General features: G+C 40.4%; 17 protein-coding genes. 6 read left to right on the top strand and 11 right to left on the bottom strand.

The annotated features are described in order from the left end of the window. Positions 1-49: 49 nt before the first annotated feature. Complete coding sequence (locus tag AC58QM_RS34900; RefSeq protein WP_497289262.1) at positions 50-844, top strand: hypothetical protein; 795 nt, start codon at positions 50-52, stop codon at positions 842-844. A 131-nt stretch (positions 845-975) separates the two neighbouring features. On the opposite strand, the gene AC58QM_RS34895 is transcribed toward AC58QM_RS34900, so the two are convergent. From AC58QM_RS34895 to AC58QM_RS34880, 4 genes are all read right to left on the bottom strand, one after another. After that, positions 976-1,545: a manganese catalase family protein gene (locus tag AC58QM_RS34895; protein ID WP_497289261.1), complete on the bottom strand. Its 570-nt coding sequence runs from the start codon at positions 1,543-1,545 to the stop codon at positions 976-978. Positions 1,546-1,560: 15 nt separating this feature from the next. Continuing rightward, positions 1,561-1,827, bottom strand: a complete 267-nt coding sequence (locus AC58QM_RS34890) for a spore coat protein CotJB (protein WP_497289260.1) — start codon at positions 1,825-1,827, stop codon at positions 1,561-1,563. Continuing rightward, complete coding sequence (locus tag AC58QM_RS34885; protein ID WP_497289259.1) at positions 1,824-2,054, bottom strand: spore coat associated protein CotJA; 231 nt, start codon at positions 2,052-2,054, stop codon at positions 1,824-1,826. The genes AC58QM_RS34890 and AC58QM_RS34885 overlap by 4 nt, the downstream gene beginning before the upstream one ends. 329 nt (positions 2,055-2,383) lie before the next feature. Beyond that, on the bottom strand, positions 2,384-3,526 hold the full coding sequence (locus AC58QM_RS34880) for a zinc-dependent alcohol dehydrogenase (RefSeq protein WP_497289258.1): 1,143 nt from the start codon (positions 3,524-3,526) through the stop codon (positions 2,384-2,386). 144 nt (positions 3,527-3,670) lie between these two features. Here AC58QM_RS34880 and AC58QM_RS34875 point away from each other — a divergent pair, with 144 nt between their 5' ends. Then, a complete protein-coding gene (locus AC58QM_RS34875; RefSeq protein WP_497289257.1) occupies positions 3,671-4,165 on the top strand; it encodes a DUF2243 domain-containing protein in 495 nt (164 codons plus the stop codon). After that, positions 4,158-4,976: a cytochrome c oxidase assembly protein gene (locus tag AC58QM_RS34870; protein WP_497289256.1), complete on the top strand. Its 819-nt coding sequence runs from the start codon at positions 4,158-4,160 to the stop codon at positions 4,974-4,976. The genes AC58QM_RS34875 and AC58QM_RS34870 overlap by 8 nt, the downstream gene beginning before the upstream one ends. Before the next feature lie 815 nt (positions 4,977-5,791). On the opposite strand, the gene AC58QM_RS34865 is transcribed toward AC58QM_RS34870, so the two are convergent. The 6 genes from AC58QM_RS34865 to AC58QM_RS34840 form a co-directional block, all read right to left on the bottom strand. Beyond that, positions 5,792-6,910: a GerAB/ArcD/ProY family transporter gene (locus tag AC58QM_RS34865; RefSeq protein WP_497289255.1), complete on the bottom strand. Its 1,119-nt coding sequence runs from the start codon at positions 6,908-6,910 to the stop codon at positions 5,792-5,794. A gap of 22 nt (positions 6,911-6,932) precedes the next feature. After that, positions 6,933-7,175 (bottom strand): hypothetical protein, encoded by a 243-nt coding sequence (locus AC58QM_RS34860; protein WP_497289254.1) that lies wholly within the window; start codon positions 7,173-7,175, stop codon positions 6,933-6,935. Between the two features lie 16 nt (positions 7,176-7,191). Further along, positions 7,192-8,346 (bottom strand): Ger(x)C family spore germination protein, encoded by a 1,155-nt coding sequence (locus tag AC58QM_RS34855; protein ID WP_497289253.1) that lies wholly within the window; start codon positions 8,344-8,346, stop codon positions 7,192-7,194. Then, positions 8,343-9,863: a spore germination protein gene (locus tag AC58QM_RS34850; RefSeq protein WP_497289252.1), complete on the bottom strand. Its 1,521-nt coding sequence runs from the start codon at positions 9,861-9,863 to the stop codon at positions 8,343-8,345. Before AC58QM_RS34850 ends, AC58QM_RS34855 begins: the two co-directional genes overlap by 4 nt. Positions 9,864-10,438: 575 nt before the next feature. Beyond that, complete coding sequence (locus AC58QM_RS34845; protein WP_497289251.1) at positions 10,439-10,996, bottom strand: hypothetical protein; 558 nt, start codon at positions 10,994-10,996, stop codon at positions 10,439-10,441. Between the two features lie 277 nt (positions 10,997-11,273). Next, positions 11,274-11,534 carry a hypothetical protein gene (locus AC58QM_RS34840; RefSeq protein ID WP_497289250.1) on the bottom strand — a complete coding sequence of 87 codons (261 nt, stop codon included), beginning with the start codon at positions 11,532-11,534 and terminating at the stop codon, positions 11,274-11,276. A 238-nt stretch (positions 11,535-11,772) separates the two neighbouring features. Here AC58QM_RS34840 and AC58QM_RS34835 point away from each other — a divergent pair, with 238 nt between their 5' ends. The 3 genes from AC58QM_RS34835 to AC58QM_RS34825 are packed head-to-tail and all read left to right on the top strand — an operon-like array spanning position 11,773 to position 15,450. Further along, positions 11,773-13,251: a spore germination protein gene (locus AC58QM_RS34835; protein WP_497289249.1), complete on the top strand. Its 1,479-nt coding sequence runs from the start codon at positions 11,773-11,775 to the stop codon at positions 13,249-13,251. 1 nt (position 13,252) lies between these two features. Then, positions 13,253-14,362 carry a GerAB/ArcD/ProY family transporter gene (locus AC58QM_RS34830; protein WP_497289248.1) on the top strand — a complete coding sequence of 370 codons (1,110 nt, stop codon included), beginning with the start codon at positions 13,253-13,255 and terminating at the stop codon, positions 14,360-14,362. Positions 14,363-14,385: 23 nt separating this feature from the next. Further along, entirely contained in the window at positions 14,386-15,450 is a 1,065-nt protein-coding gene (locus AC58QM_RS34825) for a Ger(x)C family spore germination protein (RefSeq protein WP_497289274.1), read from the top strand. Between the two features lie 278 nt (positions 15,451-15,728). On the opposite strand, the gene AC58QM_RS34820 is transcribed toward AC58QM_RS34825, so the two are convergent. After that, on the bottom strand, positions 15,729-16,817 hold the full coding sequence (locus AC58QM_RS34820; RefSeq protein ID WP_497289247.1) for an L-dopachrome tautomerase-related protein: 1,089 nt from the start codon (positions 16,815-16,817) through the stop codon (positions 15,729-15,731). Positions 16,818-17,426: the final 609 nt, after the last annotated feature.

The following is a 17,426-nucleotide window of genomic DNA, read 5'->3' as shown; positions in this document are numbered from 1 at the left end:
TAATGTAGGCTCTAAAGGCCAATTTAGATATTTTGGGAGGGACTTCAAAATGAATCAATTCAACAATGCATCTCAATCGTCTTTTACAAACGGATACGCTAATTCTAATACTTCGCATGACCCGGTCATTTCTCATTACGGCGGATATCAGACTCAAAATTCACAGGACAACGCATTTACACAGAATACTTCACAGCCAGTCATTTCTCATTACGGAGGCTACCAAGCACAAAATTCTCAGCGCAGCAATCATCCTAACCATGCATCCCAAATCAATGCTTACTCTCAAAACGCCTCACAGCCGGTCATTTCTCATTATGGCGGCTACCAAGCACAAAATTCTCAGCACAGCATTCAGCCTAACCATGCATCCCAAATCAATGCTTACTCTCAAAACGCCTCACAACCGGTCATTTCTCATTATGGCGGCTACCAGGCACAGAATTTTCAGAACAGTTTTCACCCAAACCAAACATCTCAAATAAATGCTAACTCTCATTACGCCTCACAGCCTGTCATTTCTCATTACGGGGGCTATCAGGCACAGAATTCCCAGAACAGCATTCATCCTAACCATGCATCTCAAATATCTGCTAACTCTCATTACGCCTCACAGCCTGTCATTTCTCATTACGGTGGCTATCAAGCACAGAATTCCCAGAACAGCATTCAGCCTAACTATGCATCCCAGTTTAATGCTAACTCTCATTACGCCTCACAGCCGGTCATTTCTCATTACGGCGGCTACCAAGATCAGAATTCCCAGTACAGCGGATATCCACAACAAGGATCATTGCAATCATCACAACCGGTCATCGCGCACTACGGATATACCAGTAACTAATTTAATCGAGTAAGTAAATTGATGACCTTCATCTCTTGTGTTAGGATGAAGGTCCTTATTTTCATGTCCCCTTCCCCCTATCAATAAGCTTTTGGTGTATTAATTTTTTTCATTTTAATTGGTTTCCACCGCTAAAAAATCTTCTTCTCCATACGATCATCCTTCAAAATTTCGACAGCTTCCCTAAACCGCAAAGAATGGACAATTTCTCTTTCACGTAAGAATTTTAAGCTGTCCTGCAAATCCACATCATCGGTTAGATCTATCAGCCACTGGTATGTCGCTCTTGCTTTTTCCTCTGCAGCTATATCTTCATATAAATCAGCAATTGGGTCTCCCTTAGCTTGTATGTAGGCAGCTGTCCATGGAACACCAGATGCATTTTGATAGAACAGCGCCCTATCATGGCTGACATAGTGATCATCAAGACCTGCAGCCTTTAATTGCTCAATAGTGGCATCCTTAGTAAGCTTATAAACCATCGTTGCAATCATTTCTAAGTGAGCAAATTCCTCTGTGCCAATGTCTGTCAATAATCCCACGACCTTATCTGGGATTGTGTACCGTTGGTTTAAATACCTGAGTGCCGCAGCGAGTTCACCATCTGCACCTCCATACTGCTCGAGAAGCATTCTAGCCATTCGAGGATCGCATTTACTAACTTTCACGGGATATTGAAGCTTCTTTTCATAAATCCACATCAGCTGACCTCCTTCTCAAACTTGCCATGGCCAAGGTGTCTCCACCCATTGCCAGGGCTGACTCGTAAAGCTATGTCCAAAGGGCATCAGTGGGCCAAATTCCATTTCAAACTTTCCAGCCATGTGCATGCGTTTCTGAGCATAATGATTGTATTGCTGAATGATGTTTTGATCATTAGGGTGTGTATCCAAGTAGAGCGTCAACTCCACTAAGACGAAATCCACAGCCTGTAAGTCGCGCAGTTGAGTGTAATAGGAATCGGGAAGCACATGGTGACTCATAATTGATCGACCTCCCTTAGCTGCTCCTGCACCATTGGATAGGGTCCATACAAGGCTGGCCATAATGTCCCTAATCGTAAAGCTTCATACGGACTAAATTGCGGTAGACCAAGCGGTTGAACATGCATATACAACTGAGGCGGCGTATTATACCATTTTACTTGAATGGGGGGACATGGGTCGTATGGGCTTATGTACGGGTAATATTTTTTGAATTGAGATTGCATACGCTCGACTCCTCCTTTTCATACCTTATATGGTTTGGTATATGCTGTATAACTTGACCAAAATCACTTGTTCCACATATTTTGTTAGATTATCAAGTACCAAAACGTTGTCTCAACATTTAAGTCCTAGGAAAGAAATATGTTGAGATTACGTATGTGCCTTTGCAAAAATGGAAGAAACTTAAAAACAAAAAAAGGCTGTTATCTTTAGGAATTCCAAAAGATAAAGCCTTTGAAAGGGGAACGAATGTTACGTAAGGTGGTGTGAGAGGTCCGCCGTTAATCTCCGCCCTCCTACTCAATTGATTATGGCTAGCTGCCTGATCAGGTTAAGGCTTCAATATAATCTTAATAGCCTGATCCTCTTTCTTATTAAAAATACTGTATGCATGCTCCGCATCATCCAACTTCAATCGATGGCTAATGATATCGGTTGGGTCAAATATACCTTCTTTGATTTGGCGATATAATTCAGGCATATAGTGAATGACTGGAGCCTGACCCATCTTCAGCGTAATATTGCGGCTAAACAAGTCACCAAAAGGGAAAGCATTGTAATTCATCCCATAAACCCCAGTAACCTGGATCGTGCCGCCTTTGCGCACCAGTTTAGTAGCCATTCGAAATGCCCCTAGTCCACCACCCTGGAGCTTAAGAATCGTTTCTATTTTCTCAACAAAGGTCTTCTCAGAATCCAGTCCAACTGCATCAATAACTACATCCGCTCCACCACCTGTAAGCTCAGCTAAATATTGAAGCAAATCATCTTGTTTTTTAAAATTAAAAACCTCGACATGATTCGTTCTACGCGCATGCTCCAAACGATAATCGACATGATCAATTGCGATAACCCGCTTTGCACCTTTTAACCAAGCAAATTTCTGTGTCAGCAATCCCACGGGTCCACAACCCAGAATAATGACGGTATCACCAGCCTTGACACCTGCATGATCCACACTCCAATAGGCAGTAGGAACAATATCAGAGAGGAATAGGATTTTCTCATCATCCATTTCAGCATCCTCAGGCACTTTGAAAGGAATGAAATTCCCATAAGGAACACGAAGCAATTCAGCTTGTCCGCCTGCATATCCGCCGAAGGTATCGGAATAACCGAAATACCCGCCTGTATCTCCATGTAAAAAATCATTCGAATTATCACACTGGCTTTCTAATTGATGGTTACAATACCAACATTGACCACAAGCAATGTTAAAGGGAAGGATGACGCGGTCTCCCTTTTTCAACTTGGTAACATCTGTTCCTATCTCCTCTACAATTCCCATCGGCTCATGCCCGATAATAAAGTCGTCTCGCATATTCGGTATTTCCCCATTATAGAGGTGAAGATCCGAACCACATATGGTCGTAGTTGTGATACGAACCAGAATATCATCCGGTTTCTCTAGCTTGGCATCTGGGACTTCTTTAACTTTCACATTTCTAATTCCTTGATAGGTTAACGCTTTCATTTTATCCTCCCTTTCTAAGATGCAATTATTCTTCTCCTCTGCTTTCTTTATTATTATGTTGATGCCAAACGTGGTTACAACATCAATAAATGGGCAAATTAGGAGGAAGAAAAAAGGTAGCAAATTAGGAAAGGAATTCTGCGAATGAATACAGCGAACCTGATTCAGAAAGATCGTAATTTCACTTCATATGCCAACCGCAATCTATGGTCTGGAATTTTATTTGGCCTCGGTTTAGTCGGTTTTATTGATGAAACGGTATTTCATCAACTTCTGCATTGGCATCATTTTTACGACAAATCCACGACCCAAATCGGCTTGATTTCCGATGGTTTGTTTCACGCGTTCAGTTGGTTTGCAACTATTGGATCGCTGTTTATGTTTGCGGACCTGCGCCGTCGAAAAGCGTTACACCTCAATAGGTGGATTGGTGGTGCTTTCCTAGGCAGTGGCTCTTTCCAACTCTATGATGGAACAGTCCAACACAAAATCATGCGTCTTCACCAAATCCGATACACCCCAAATGTGATTATTTACGATATGGTTTGGAATATTGGAGCTAGTGTCCTGTTGCTCGTTGGTATCATTCTTACCCTTCACTCACGGAAAGAATTACGGAACGGAAATGTCAATGAATGAACACCTAATACATGGGATCGATGTTAATTCTGATTTCATCCTCATTTCGGTAGGTCTAAGTGCACTCATTCTCTATTTATATGCCGCGGTGAAGTCCAGCCGTACTTACAGGAAATGGCCCGTCGCGAGTGCTATCTATTGGTTTCTTGGCATATTTTGTGCGGTACTACCTGTTGCTGGCCCATTAGCCCATCTTGCAAATATGAATTTCACTGCACACATGTTAGGCCATTTGCTTTTGGGGATGATGGCCCCGCTTTTCATGGCACTTGCTGCGCCAATAACCCTCATTTTAAGGACCCTGCCCATTCGTCTATCACGCAGACTCGCAAGTATTCTCAAAAGCTTGCCTTTTCGCATAGTTAGTGATCCATGCGTAGCTTCCCTCCTTAACATCGGCGGACTTTATATTTTATACACAACAGACTTATATGCGAGGATGCACCATTCCTCAATATTATTTCTATTTGTGCATCTTCATGTCTTCTCGGCGGGTTACTTATTCACTATTTCGATGATTTACATCGACAAACCTCCACATCAAACAAGCTTCGTGTACCGTTCCATTGCATTTGTATCAGCTATGGCTGCACATGGAATCTTATCGAAATATTTGTATGCAAACTCACCAAATGGTATTTCAGCAGTCCAAGCAGAAAACGGCGTTATGCTCATGTATTATGGAGGCGATGCCATTAACATCTGTATACTGATTATTTTTTTCTCTCATTGGTTTAAGGCCGTACCCCGCCATGCACCTCCAAACATAAAATACGAAGCCACATCTCGCGTAGGAAACATCGAAAAATAGCAGCCTCTGTAAAAAAGTTTTAGACTGACCCCATAAAAGAAACAGCGGCGCACTAGGACTCAAAAATAAAGTCTAAGACTGCCGCTTCTTGTGTTTGGTTGGGCATCGTAAATAGAAAATATACTTACCGTAACTAAACATGTAGCTGTAGTGGCAATTAGTTTGTTTTTAATTTCATTGGTATCATGCATGCACCCCGTTTCTTCACTTATTAGATGTATATATAATAAGTATCTTTGCGCTATTTCCCCTAGTAATTCCATGAAAAAATCTCGATGACACCACGCTATACTGCCCGTTACTTGAATGAAAACAGGGAGCTGCTGTGGCAAGCTGCTCCCCGTTGTAACTGTACTATCTTTCTCCGTTAACTGAGTGACCATTGCCACCCCCAAAAACTCTGGAATAAATTACAGAAATAATGGAATTACTAATAATATCAACTTGCTCCAACAAAAAGCCAATCGGTTCTCTCTCCGATTGGCTTTACTATTTTTTAGAAGGCTGCCAATTCATTGCAGTCTCCTTTCAAAGTTTATTGAGCTCTCGTTTTCCGTTAGACATAATCATCGGTACAACCAAGGATATAAGTATCCCGTCAACAACGCTTTTTCTGCTCATCCAGTATTATAAATTGAGGACATTCATCTTTAGAGTTTATAGAGATGAAGTCCTCTTTTATTTATCACCATGTAGAAAATCATTCGAATTATCAAACTAGTTCACTAATTGATGTGTTCAGTACCAACATCGACAAGTGCGAACTCTGTAAAATGTTTTAGACTGACCCAAGATTCGCAACCTTGTCTTTTAAATCAATTCGGAGGCCTTGCTTGAACCAAATTGCGCCGTAAGACACTGACTACAAGTAATATTGCTAAAGGCATTACAAATGCAAAGGGCTCCCACATTGGACCTAAATAACTAACGATTTCCCCCCATTTCCTCACGCCTGTGAAGGAGGCTTTCCCATTTAAAAAAAAGATCATTCCCACGATTAATATTAACAGGCGGCTGTCACGGAGATTGAACAATCGTACTATAAATAAATTCATAACATACAGCACAATTGTTACTTTCATAAAAGAGCCCACAATCAAGGACATGCCTATAACGGATTCAATTCGTTGTATGATTTCCTGTACCTCGATCATCCGCGCCAACTCGAACATAGGAAATTTACGGTCGCCAGCGATGGGACCGAAGACTAGGAGCGTGCTCATGGTAACCAGAATTAATACGATCAGATTTAAGGACATTGAGACAAACATTACCTTCGGTATTCGATTTCGTTCATCTTCTCTTACGAATGGGATCAACATGCTAAACAAGAAAAGTTCCGCGTATGGAAATGAAAAAGACATATAAGCACCCAGAATAACAGGCTTGAACTTACTCGGTAACAGAGGTTTCAAATTACTGAAATCATATTCTGGAATACTGAGCACAAGCACGATGCCTACAAAAACTAATAATGTAACTAAAAGTAACGTAAACATTTGTGCGATGACTTCGATGCCTGACAGGACAGTCAGTACAGTCACAATCAATATTGTTGAAGTAAAGATGTAAATCGGAGTCTCACTCATCATGGTGCTCTCCATAAAGAGGCCGACATCCAGCGTAATCCCTGTACCAATATGAATAATAAAAGGTAACGGAAGCAGGATCACGATGATGAACGTCGCAGCCTTGCCGATTAAGGAAGAGCTGATATCAATAAAATCAGTGCTTGGAAAGCGTTTATGCAAGTAGAGCAAACCTGTTAGCAGCAGACACCCGGCAGTCCAAGAAATAAGGATGGACAACCATGCGTTGTTTTTCGCTACTGCAATTAAGGGGCCGGGAATATTTATAATGGATGACCCGGTTAAATATGTGAAAAATAAGACTCCTAGCTGTCTTGCACTGATTTTGTACCCTTTTAAATCCATAATTTATTCACCTAATCCCAAGTTATTCAGAGGGTTTCAACATTTCTACCACCTTACGAGAACTTTTACCAAATACATAGTCCGCCCAATCGTACATTGCGAATAGTTTCGTATGCCAAATACAATCGATGCTCATAAGTACGGTAACAGTCAAAAGTGAAACATATACGATGCGTTCTCTGGCTTGGACTCCTTTTAAACGTTTGAAATCATGAATCAGGATCGCTCCAAATAGGATAATAATCAAAATAATAAATCCAGTCATGCATTCACCTTCCAGGTTACTTCGAAAATACCGGTTTACCGGCAGATGTACCCGTGTTTTCCAGATGCAACGTAACGCGAGCATCAAAACTGGCTTGTGAAAAATAGTTTTCCCATTCCGGCTCTATCTTGTTCCATAAGGTCTCATTATTTTGATAAACACGATTGCCGATTAGAAAAATGTCCAGCCTCTTTTTTTGCAAATCCTCAAAAGTTCGTTTCATCCGATCGACAATAATTTCCTCCGTCTTTTTCACAAAAGCTGTCTCGGCATCGACTGAATCGAAAGCGGTGCATTTAAGCTCTCGTGCCGAGCCTTTGGCCGTTGCCTTAACCGAAACGATCAATTTGTCTTTAACAAATTGATACTTTAGATTGCTCGAAAACGCGGTTACTTCAACGGTTTCATTTTTCTGCTTGTTTTCAGCAGAATTCCCACATGGAACCTCGACCAGACCATAGTTGTAACGATTCGTTAGCATGAGGTATCCGTCATTTTCGTCTCCTGTCAATTTATCAACCATCCTGTCTTTCTTAAACAAAGCGGAACCGCTGACTTTGAAGCCTTTCTCCTGGTTGGGAATGATATATGCAATGACCGCATTGCCAGTTTTGTCCTTCAACTGTTTACCTAAATCTAACAAATTAGAGTCCACAGTTCGAGCTGAATACTTATAGAGCGCCTTCTCGGATCGCATGATTTGTTGACTAGTCGTTTGCTCTAGTGTTGGTTTCTTTTCTAAGTACGATTGTGCACTACCTTTTGTAATCATGATGGACGCTGTTAGTCGAGGTTCAGGGTCGCGATAGAAAATATCCAGTAGATCGCCAACATTAGTTCTGCGTGCGGTATCTTCGCTGATTAGAATGACTCGCATATGGCTCCACTGTGATCTCCTTCCAAGTTCTCCTGTGATTTTGCGTATTGCTGGTAGTACCGACTTGCCCGTTGATATGACATTAAAACTTGTGGTTCCAATGCCCTGGCTTCTATTATTTCCTCCCTTCGGTTTATAGTACTGTGTAGTAATCTGTACAGTACCGTCCTGCTTTGTATCGATCGCCAAACCCATCACGAATACCAAATCAGTTAATTCGTAATGACTCCAGCAACCAGTAAGGAAGATCGAAACAATCACCAATACCATTTTCATTCGGAGAATCTTTTTCATCTTTTACCATTCCTCTGTAAAGTCCTTCCTAGGATGCCAGCTCTTGATTTTCGCATTAACTGTCGAAGAGGTACACGAACAAATACATCCCGCCATTCAGGTAAGTTCAAAGGCGCGAGCGGAGACATGTAATATTGACCTAGTGGGCGCAATTTACACAGATGAAGCAAGATTAAAATCAACCCTAACATCAATCCATATCCTCCGAGCCAAGCTGCTAAAATCATCAACAGAAAGCGCATAACACGTAACGCGATCGCCACACTGTATTGAGGGATAGCAAAAGAAGCAATTCCCGTTAATGACACGATGATGACCATACTTGGCGATGCAATGCCTGCTGAAATTGCGGCTTCCCCAATAACAAGTGCCCCCACGATACTAACAGCTGACCCAACAGGACGTGGTAAACGAATTCCAGCCTCCCGAAGCAATTCAAAGAAAAACTCCATGAGAAAAGCTTCAACAAAAGCTGGGAATGGTATTCCCTCTCTTGCATCGACGATGGCAAGAAGTAATATTGTTGGGATGAGCTCAGGATGAAATGTCGTGAGCGCGATATACATGCTGGGTAGCAAGAGTGCGATAAAAAATGCAAAAATGCGCAACAACCGGATTAAACTCGATAAGACAGTCCGTTGGTAATAATCTTCACTTGATTGGAACAATTCGATAAATAAGCCCGGGCATAACATCATAGTGCCGGTTCCATCAACCATCACCACTATCTTACCTTCCAGTAGTCCAGCAACTACTACATCTGGACGTTCGGTGAATCGCACTTGCGGGAACGGAGAATAGATATTATCCTCCACCAATTCTTCGATATACGATGTCTCGAGAATTTCCAACTCGGGGATGCAGCTTATTTTTTCAACGAAAGTATTCAGCAAAGGCTTGTTCACACGGCTATCTAAATACCCGTATACGAGATTTGTTTTCGATTCACCTCCTCCGACCAAAAAAATCATTTTAAGGTCCGAGCTTCGCAACCTTTTTCGTATCAAGCCCACATTAGTCTGAAGATCCTCGACACTTCCTTCGCGTGGACCTTGTACGACGGACTCACTTACTGGTTCTGCCACAGGCCTGGTTTCGACGTCAAATGCATCAAACGCAAGTGCTTTACACCATTTATCGATGAGAATAACAATATGACCGTTTAAAATATGGGTAACAACATCGTCAAGACGTTCAACCAGAACAGCATTTTTTGTAGATACGCCATGGTTTTCAAAAAATGAGGTAAATGCTGCCAATGTCACGTCTATGGCAGTTTCGTTTTCAGGCTTAAGCAGATCTTGAAGCGCTTTTTTCATGTAATTGGTTTCTTTTTCATTGGAAAGTGTTTTAAAGTAAATCGAAGAGGCAGTAATGGAGAAATCCTTACCGAAACGCCATTCTTGAACCACTAGATCATTTGCGCCTTCAAATATTTGATTCAACAAGGTCAAATTATCATGGATTGATATTGACAAGCTTTTCGCAATGTCCATTGAATGAGATGTCGCTTTCATGATGTTCACCTATTCCCAGATCATGGTTACGTGCGCTTATTTTGTCCAATATATACATATCTATCCATATTTTGTTTTCAAAAAATGCTTAGTACTTGGGATTAAAACTAGACTAAGCTTTTAATTCTCTTCTATCGTGTTTTTCCTAATTTATTGATCTTCAGATTAAAATAAAGGGCTGCCGAAAATATTTCCGTTGCAGTCTTGCAACAGCAACACCATCGTCATCATATGAATCGGTTATGTGGGCTTGTATATTTATTTCGTTCAATTTTTAATTATCGCGTTCTCCATCAATCAACTTAAATTGCACATATATGAGGGATTTCCTTGTTGTCCGTTTAACTGAACAGACTCCCAAAACACATGAGGCTACCCATACACACAATGTGCCGGTAGCCTCTTAAGGTATATTGTTAAGTTCTGCTCTTAAAATGGGAGCCGCAGAAGCAGTTCCCGTTTCAATTCATTGAACGCTAACGTTCGCCATTAGTTTAACACTCTAATGTGTCTTCTTTATTAGACAAGTGATGATGCCAGAAGCCATTTATCATTTACATATTCAATCGTTAGTGTCAATTTTTATCCGGTTTGCCAAACAGTGTAGTATCTAACTCAACAACCGCAATATTACCGTTTTGTTTTATTATCTTGGTGGTATCAGTTAGATAATCCGTTGCCGCTCCATGTCCTCCCATCCATTTGTATATATAAAGCTGTCCTTCATACCCCTTATAATAAGGTCGATCTTTACTACCATCGTCAACAATTTCTAGATATCGACTATAAAATAGCTTTTGGGCGATATCTTTTGTAAATACCCCTTCAATTGCATTTTTAAAATCCGTCATTGATTTAACGTTGTTGAATAAGCCCATTTTAATTTTCTCGCCTGTAACAAGTAAATAATCTTTGTCACCTGGAATTGTTTTCGTTTCATCAAATTTAATCGCTTCAGTTCCGTTAAATACTCCGTAGACATTTACCGCCTTTGAGATAAGCTCTTTGAGAATTCCTTTTACATCATTGTCAGTGAGGTTTACAGACCCGTTTGCTTTAGTATTCGTTTTTGAGTCTTGACCGCTGCTGGGCTGGAGTTGGCGTAGGAGTTGGAGTTGGTGTTGGTGTGTCAAGCGCAGGTGTAGTTGGCGCTATCTGAGTATTCGTGGAAGTCAGAGAGGGATTTATACATCCACTTAAAATTGTAATGCTCAAAACAAACAGACACATTTTATTCTGAAATTTTTGCATATGTTTCCCCCTTGTATAAAACTCACCTTCCATCATACCCCATATATTAGAAGCTGAGTTTTTAACTATCCAGTCAAGTAGATGAGAAAAGGCAGCTGATCATTGTAACCGGTGCCCTTAGTTTGTTTAACTAAAGTTACCCGTTCGTTCAACACAATATTATTGATTTTGGATAGACATTTTTATTTGTTTCATATGATAACCATCCGGATCATGCGTTATAACTTTTATTAAGTTGCTGTTGGTTTCAATCACCCATACAGTATCTTTATCAATTTGTACTGTAGAAATCTGCTGAGTCGTTTGTTGACCAGGTATACCTTGAACTGTCACCACGTTATTGCTAATAGGAACCACTATTTTATTTACTGCCCATATTGTTAATACTGTAAAGAGTGCATAGCCCTTTTTCTGCGACATGTCCCCTCCCCATCTTCCCTTAAATTGGAAATTATTAGATTAGACGTTCTAATAGTCGTTTAGGTTTCGCTAATCTGCCAATTACTGAAAAAAAGGACAACATGTATCCGCATGCACCTCATGAAACAGTTCTCATACATACGAACCCTAAGGGTATAAATGATCCAGTCATGGATAAATTATAAAGGCATAACCAATATTTTCAACTTTTACTCCCCACTTTGTAAGGATGGTGTTTATGTTTTGGAAGAAGCTTAAGATTGGACACCATTTTGAGAAACCTGAACCTCAGAATACCGTCCTAACGATAGATTCATTTAGGCAAATTTTGGCCAACATGGACGATGCAGAAATCATCGAACACAGGGCCAATAATAATCAAATGGTGATGTTTCTCTACATAAGAACATTAATTGACCAAGAACGCTTAAATGAATCCGTTATCGAACCGCTGCTCCGCTGTGATCTTGAAGAAATAAATGAATGCATAGCCACAGCTAAGGTATCCAGAATTGTCACGATGGAGGAAGGTCAGCAGAAACTATTAACGGGATCCATTCTTTTCTATGAACCTATGAAGAATCAGTGGTGGGCAGCACCTCTTCCAAATCCATTGACTCGCGCCATCGAAACATCGGAAACCGAAACCATTATGTTTGGACCCAAAGATAGCTTTAGTGAGCAAATCGATCAAAATGTGACAATGATTCGCAGACGGCTTCCATCGACATCTTTAAAATCAGAAAGGTTTTCTGTCGGTTCTGTAAGTAAAACAGAGGTTGTCATGATGTATATGGAAGGGGTGACCAATCCCGAATTTATTTCCATTGCAAGAAGTAAACTATCTACCATTGATTTTGATGTTTTCTTGGATTCGTCCCATGTTGCGGCATTCATGGAAGATCATTATCATAGTATATTCCCGCAATTTCAACAAAGCGACCGCCCGGATCTATGCGCTTTCACTTTATCAATGGGAAAAATTACTTTTTTAGTAGCCAATACACCATTTGCGTTAACGGCTCCCATAACATTTTTTCATCTGTTTCAATCTCCAGAGGATTACATTAATCGCTGGCTGGTTGCCAGTTTTTTGCGGCTGCTGCGATATGTAAGCTATGTACTTTCGTTAATATTAGTCCCGATCTATGTTGCGTTAGCCACGCATCATTATCAGATGCTCCCGATGCAAGTTCTTTTTGTATTATTAGAATCTAGAACCAAATTGCCGTTTACGCCATTTTGGGAAGCATTTTTAATGCTGATTACCCTAGAGATCATCAAAGAAGCAAGTCTTAGGATGCCCACCAAGTCGGGTCAAGTACTAGGCGTGATTGGTGGCATTGTCGTAGGACAAGCTTCCGTTGAAGCTGGTTTTGCAAGCAAAATATTAATTGTTTTAGTAGGTGTTACGGCTATCGCTTCGTTTCTAGTCCCTAATTATCTCGTGACAAAATCAAACACACTGCTTCAATTCGCTTTCCTTTTCCTTGCCAACTATATGGGAATGTTAGGGATAGTATTCGGGATAATTGTTATTCTTGTCCATTTGAATAGTCTCACATCTTTGAAACAGCCTTATTTTGCCCCCTTAGCTCCTCTTTACTGGAGGGATTGGTTAGATCTTTTCATTCGGGGTCCTTTCCATTGGATGAAGGAACGTCCTGAATATTTACATACCCTACAGAAATGGCGAACCAGTCAAAGGAGAAAATAATGTGAAGGCATCTTCCTTATATGAGAGAACGGCCACGTTTGGCGGGATCTATGTCTTTTTCATGGTCAACCGAAGTCAAATGCTATATTTCGTCTTAGTCACTCCTTCCAAATTGGTTTGTCCCTATATGATTTGGGTATTAATTGCCGTGGGGATTTTATCACAATTGAATATGATCTTGATTGCAAAATGGTTTTCATCAGACATTTCCACCAAAGGATATCAAGGATTCGTTCAACTATTTGGAAAGCGGACGGTTCGTGTTTTGGCCTTCGTTGGTCTGTTTTTCATTTTTGCTAAAATATATGTAAGTACACTGGGGACTGTGGAAGTGATTAATAGTATCATCTTCCCTTCCATGAATCCTTTGTGGTTGATTTTATTTCTCTTTGGGATTTGTTTGTACGCGGCCTCTCGAGGAATGACGAATGCGATACGCTTTGTCGTTATTGCCTTTTTTGGTTCCGCTTGGATGATTTTATGTTTTATTCCTTTCTTCTACCCATCGATGGCGTCACTTCACGATTTATATCCCTTAATCCCCGCAGACTGGTCGACAGTCTCCTGGAAGAATATTCTATTCATTTGGCAAGCGTTCTCGGGACCGGAGTACTTGGTCTTTATTGGGCCGTGGATAAACCAAAAACAAAAGATGTTGAAATATTTGACATTTGCTAATACCGCGTCTGTCTTTGAGTATTTGATTATGTTTGTTGTTTCCTTATTATTTTTTAGTTCCCAATACTTGAACAAAAGCAGATTTCCGGTAACGGACCTTATTCGTTATCTGCAAACTCCTGTTTTTGAGCGAATTGATATCATTTTAATTTGCTTGCAAATGTTTTATTATGTGTGGGCCATTTCCCTTAATTTCTTATGGTTCTACGGGGCTATTCGAATAGTTTCAGGAAGATTAAACGAACAGAGCAATCGAATTGGTTTTATAACCTGTTGGATCATGATTTTAATAAGTACGATTATTCTAGACAAGTGGTTTGATGAAACTGAACAGAACCCTTTGATGAGCCTGCAGATTTGGTTACGGGCATTTACCTACTTGTTCATCCCAACCTTCCTTCTGATTGCTTGCAAACGAAAGGGGCTTATCTAGCATTGAGGCTGTTTAAACATACGATGTTCCTCGTCATAATGAGCAGTATGCTATGGATGATTGGATGCTCCCCATTTGTAGATAACAATCAGATCGAAGAAATCTCCCCTGTGATTTGGTGGTCGATTACTGAGGGTACAGAAGGGAAGCTAAGAATAAGCACACTGGTACCACCCATATATTCTGAATCAAAAAAAATGCTTACCCAAGAAGTCGATCTATTGAAGGAGGGAGGAAAGGATTTTAATTTAAGCTATTATCGGGAAGTAAAATCAGGACAACTTCGTATGGTATTTATTGAACAAGAACTGGCGAAAAAAGGCATTACATCACTTATGAACACTTTATTTACGGACCCTGATATTTCTCAACGCCTTTATATCGTCATCGTCAATGGAAGCTTTGATGATTTCATTAAAAATCAAATAAAAACACAAGACATTCCCGGCTATTTACTTTACCGTTTGCTTAAACACTATGAAAATAAGAAACAAGGAGATATGACTATTGTAAATCTACATCAATTTATGAAAAGGTACTATTCACCATACTCCGATCCAGTGGCACCTATTTTCAAGGTCGATAAAGAACATTTTATCTACGAAGGAACTGCCTTCTTCAAAAACGATAAACTGCAAACGAACATTAATAAGAGAAATGAACAAATATTCCAACTGATTGATCATAATCATCACCTTAAAGTCCTTACCATCCCAGAGTTATCAATAGCGATCGGGAATGTCACTTCCGAGACAAAGATGAAATTAAATCTCGATTACTCAACATTATCTCTCAACGTCGATCTCAAAGGTCGAATTGAAGAGTACCGTGGAAAGGGAGATATAGACAACCTTGATCAATTAGCGGTAATTCAACAACAGATAAAATCGCTTTTCGAAAAACAAACAACAGAGCTGCTAAAGAAAATGCAACAGTCGGAAATGGACCCTCTGGAAATAGGTACTCTTACACTAGGTCCTTTTTCGAAGCCCATGAGCGAGGATGAATGGTCTACTCTCTGGGCGAACATGAAATTTGACGTTACATATGAGCTTCATATACAACCTTTGACGAATGTGCGAAAATAAGCTTGCACAAACACAGAACGAGAACCATTTTCTTAACGGTTCTCGTTCTGTGTTATTTTCCAATGCAGGCATGCTGGCATTCTTGTTGAACTATTCTGCCCATAGTTGAGAAAACGATAGTCCTTATACTGGCTGCCGTTTCTTCATGTTTATTGAGCTATAGTTTCTCGATAGCTGAACAGACTGCCGAGCGACAGACTCCAAATTCTTAATAACCATAAAGTCATAAAATACATTTTCTATGCAAATAGAGTCAACTTTGTAAAACGAAGTATTTACTAAAAGATAGGAGCAGGTGGTTCGTCTATTTTCATACGGAGTAAACTATAAGGCTTCTGCCGAAGGTCATTTCCATTATGAAATCTCGCCTGCCGATGTAATTGGTTCACGATGAAATATAAGTATTGATCTGGACCAATAGAAAAAGTATCCGGCCATAAAATTCTCGGATCATGTGCAATGGTTTCCATTATTCCATTCGGCAATATCTTTCGAATACTATTGTTTTCATAGTCTCCAGCGTAAACGTTTCCTTTTGCATCGGTGATCATTCCATCTGAAGCACCTTTTTCTCCCCAATACTTCACGTGATACTGTAAATTCATATCCGGTATCGTTCGGTCTCTTAGGGCTTCCGTTAAAATCGAGTACAGATGACGACTGGAGAGAGGACAAAAATACAACATCTTGCCGTCCGGGGAAATCGCTATACCATCGGATGCCAATCTAAAGGGTGAAGTAGATCCGTCTTGGTTTCGATTCATCATGATTTTACCTTCAACTTTCGGTAAGAGATAGAGATCGGGCGAAGTTGAATTTGCTCCATTTAACCGTCTCCAGGCATAACCGGTTTCTAAATCAACGACAATAATGGCTCCTGGTCCTCGGGAAGACGAATCCGTTATATAAGCATAACCTGCTTTACCAACACGAAAGTCAACTCGGACATCATTCAGATACGTGGTTGGCAGGACAACATCTTCCGTAAATGTATATACACTTTTTATAGTATTTGAATTTAAATCAATAGCGACTAACTTCGCCCCCCCTTTGATGGGTTCTGAGAAATTAGGAGCTCCTGTATCCAATACCCAAAGCGTACCATTTCCATCAGCAACGACACTTTGGACACTAATGAGGGACGTTGTGATATTCGATGGGCTTACCACATTAGCGTCTAAACTAGGATAAGGCTGTAATGTATCATGTACAATTTCAGCCACTGTAAATTTAACGTCGTCTCCCCATTTTGGAAAGCAAATGAAAATACGCCCGGTTTCAGAAACAGAAACGCCTGTCGGCATGGCTCCGTAAAATAAAAAAACCGCCTCAAACTTACCGAAATACTTTTCACTCGGTAACATCATTTGTATAAAATCCTCCTCAACAGGTTCCAACTGCTATCACCTATTTATATGACTGAATGTGGCTCAATTGCCCGGATAATAAAATAATTTTACGGGACCCCCGCAAGTTCATATCTATGACGGACAACGAGTAAACGGTGTTAAATTTTTGACTAAATGTCACCGCCCACGAAAGTATGAATAAAAAGAAGTATACTTTCATAGGCTCCTTCCTTGTACAAGCTATGGCCATGGACATCGAACGAAATTTATGGATTGTCATTGCCACGCACTCTGTGGATCTCTGCTCTCACGTCTACTCTTCTTTATAGGTATTTTTATGTTGCCTATCTTTACAGATAACGTCTGATTTGTGATTTTAAAAATACTCAATCCCCGCGGTATTTCTGTAGAATTAATTGAACTATTCTGCCCGTTCGTATTATGAGGTTAACCAGTTTTTACTGGTTGACCTCTTTTGTTTTTAGAGGTTTTGTAACGGTAGCCGGGGGCGAACGCCTCTGCCCGTGGGACCGCGATCCCGTCCGCTAAACTGTTCACCCCCTACTTGTAGAAACATGTTTGAGGCTGGTTGAGACAACGATCTCGAATAACAAGCGAAGCTATGAC

The organism is Paenibacillus sp. J22P165 (genome assembly GCF_059692015.1).
Note: the sequence above shows the minus strand (reverse complement) of the source record. Positions and strands in the feature narration are given on the sequence as shown.

What these genes read in the sequence shown, in the direction of transcription:
- AC58QM_RS34865 (WP_497289255.1), bottom strand. Translation starts at nt 6,910, where the DNA reads ATGGATTTAAAAGGGTACAAAATCAGTGCAAGACAGCTAGGAGTCTTA.
- AC58QM_RS34885 (WP_497289259.1), bottom strand. Translation starts at nt 2,054, where the DNA reads ATGCAATCTCAATTCAAAAAATATTACCCGTACATAAGCCCATACGAC.
- AC58QM_RS34900 (WP_497289262.1), top strand. Translation starts at nt 50, where the DNA reads ATGAATCAATTCAACAATGCATCTCAATCGTCTTTTACAAACGGATAC.
- AC58QM_RS34855 (WP_497289253.1), bottom strand. Translation starts at nt 8,346, where the DNA reads ATGAAAAAGATTCTCCGAATGAAAATGGTATTGGTGATTGTTTCGATC.
- AC58QM_RS34840 (WP_497289250.1), bottom strand. Translation starts at nt 11,534, where the DNA reads ATGTCGCAGAAAAAGGGCTATGCACTCTTTACAGTATTAACAATATGG.
- AC58QM_RS34895 (WP_497289261.1), bottom strand. Translation starts at nt 1,545, where the DNA reads ATGTGGATTTATGAAAAGAAGCTTCAATATCCCGTGAAAGTTAGTAAA.
- AC58QM_RS34835 (WP_497289249.1), top strand. Translation starts at nt 11,773, where the DNA reads ATGTTTTGGAAGAAGCTTAAGATTGGACACCATTTTGAGAAACCTGAA.
- AC58QM_RS34850 (WP_497289252.1), bottom strand. Translation starts at nt 9,863, where the DNA reads ATGAAAGCGACATCTCATTCAATGGACATTGCGAAAAGCTTGTCAATA.
- AC58QM_RS34880 (WP_497289258.1), bottom strand. Translation starts at nt 3,526, where the DNA reads ATGAAAGCGTTAACCTATCAAGGAATTAGAAATGTGAAAGTTAAAGAA.
- AC58QM_RS34825 (WP_497289274.1), top strand. Translation starts at nt 14,386, where the DNA reads ATGTTCCTCGTCATAATGAGCAGTATGCTATGGATGATTGGATGCTCC.
- AC58QM_RS34875 (WP_497289257.1), top strand. Translation starts at nt 3,671, where the DNA reads ATGAATACAGCGAACCTGATTCAGAAAGATCGTAATTTCACTTCATAT.
- AC58QM_RS34870 (WP_497289256.1), top strand. Translation starts at nt 4,158, where the DNA reads ATGAATGAACACCTAATACATGGGATCGATGTTAATTCTGATTTCATC.
- AC58QM_RS34820 (WP_497289247.1), bottom strand. Translation starts at nt 16,817, where the DNA reads ATGATGTTACCGAGTGAAAAGTATTTCGGTAAGTTTGAGGCGGTTTTT.
- AC58QM_RS34860 (WP_497289254.1), bottom strand. Translation starts at nt 7,175, where the DNA reads ATGACTGGATTTATTATTTTGATTATTATCCTATTTGGAGCGATCCTG.
- AC58QM_RS34890 (WP_497289260.1), bottom strand. Translation starts at nt 1,827, where the DNA reads ATGAGTCACCATGTGCTTCCCGATTCCTATTACACTCAACTGCGCGAC.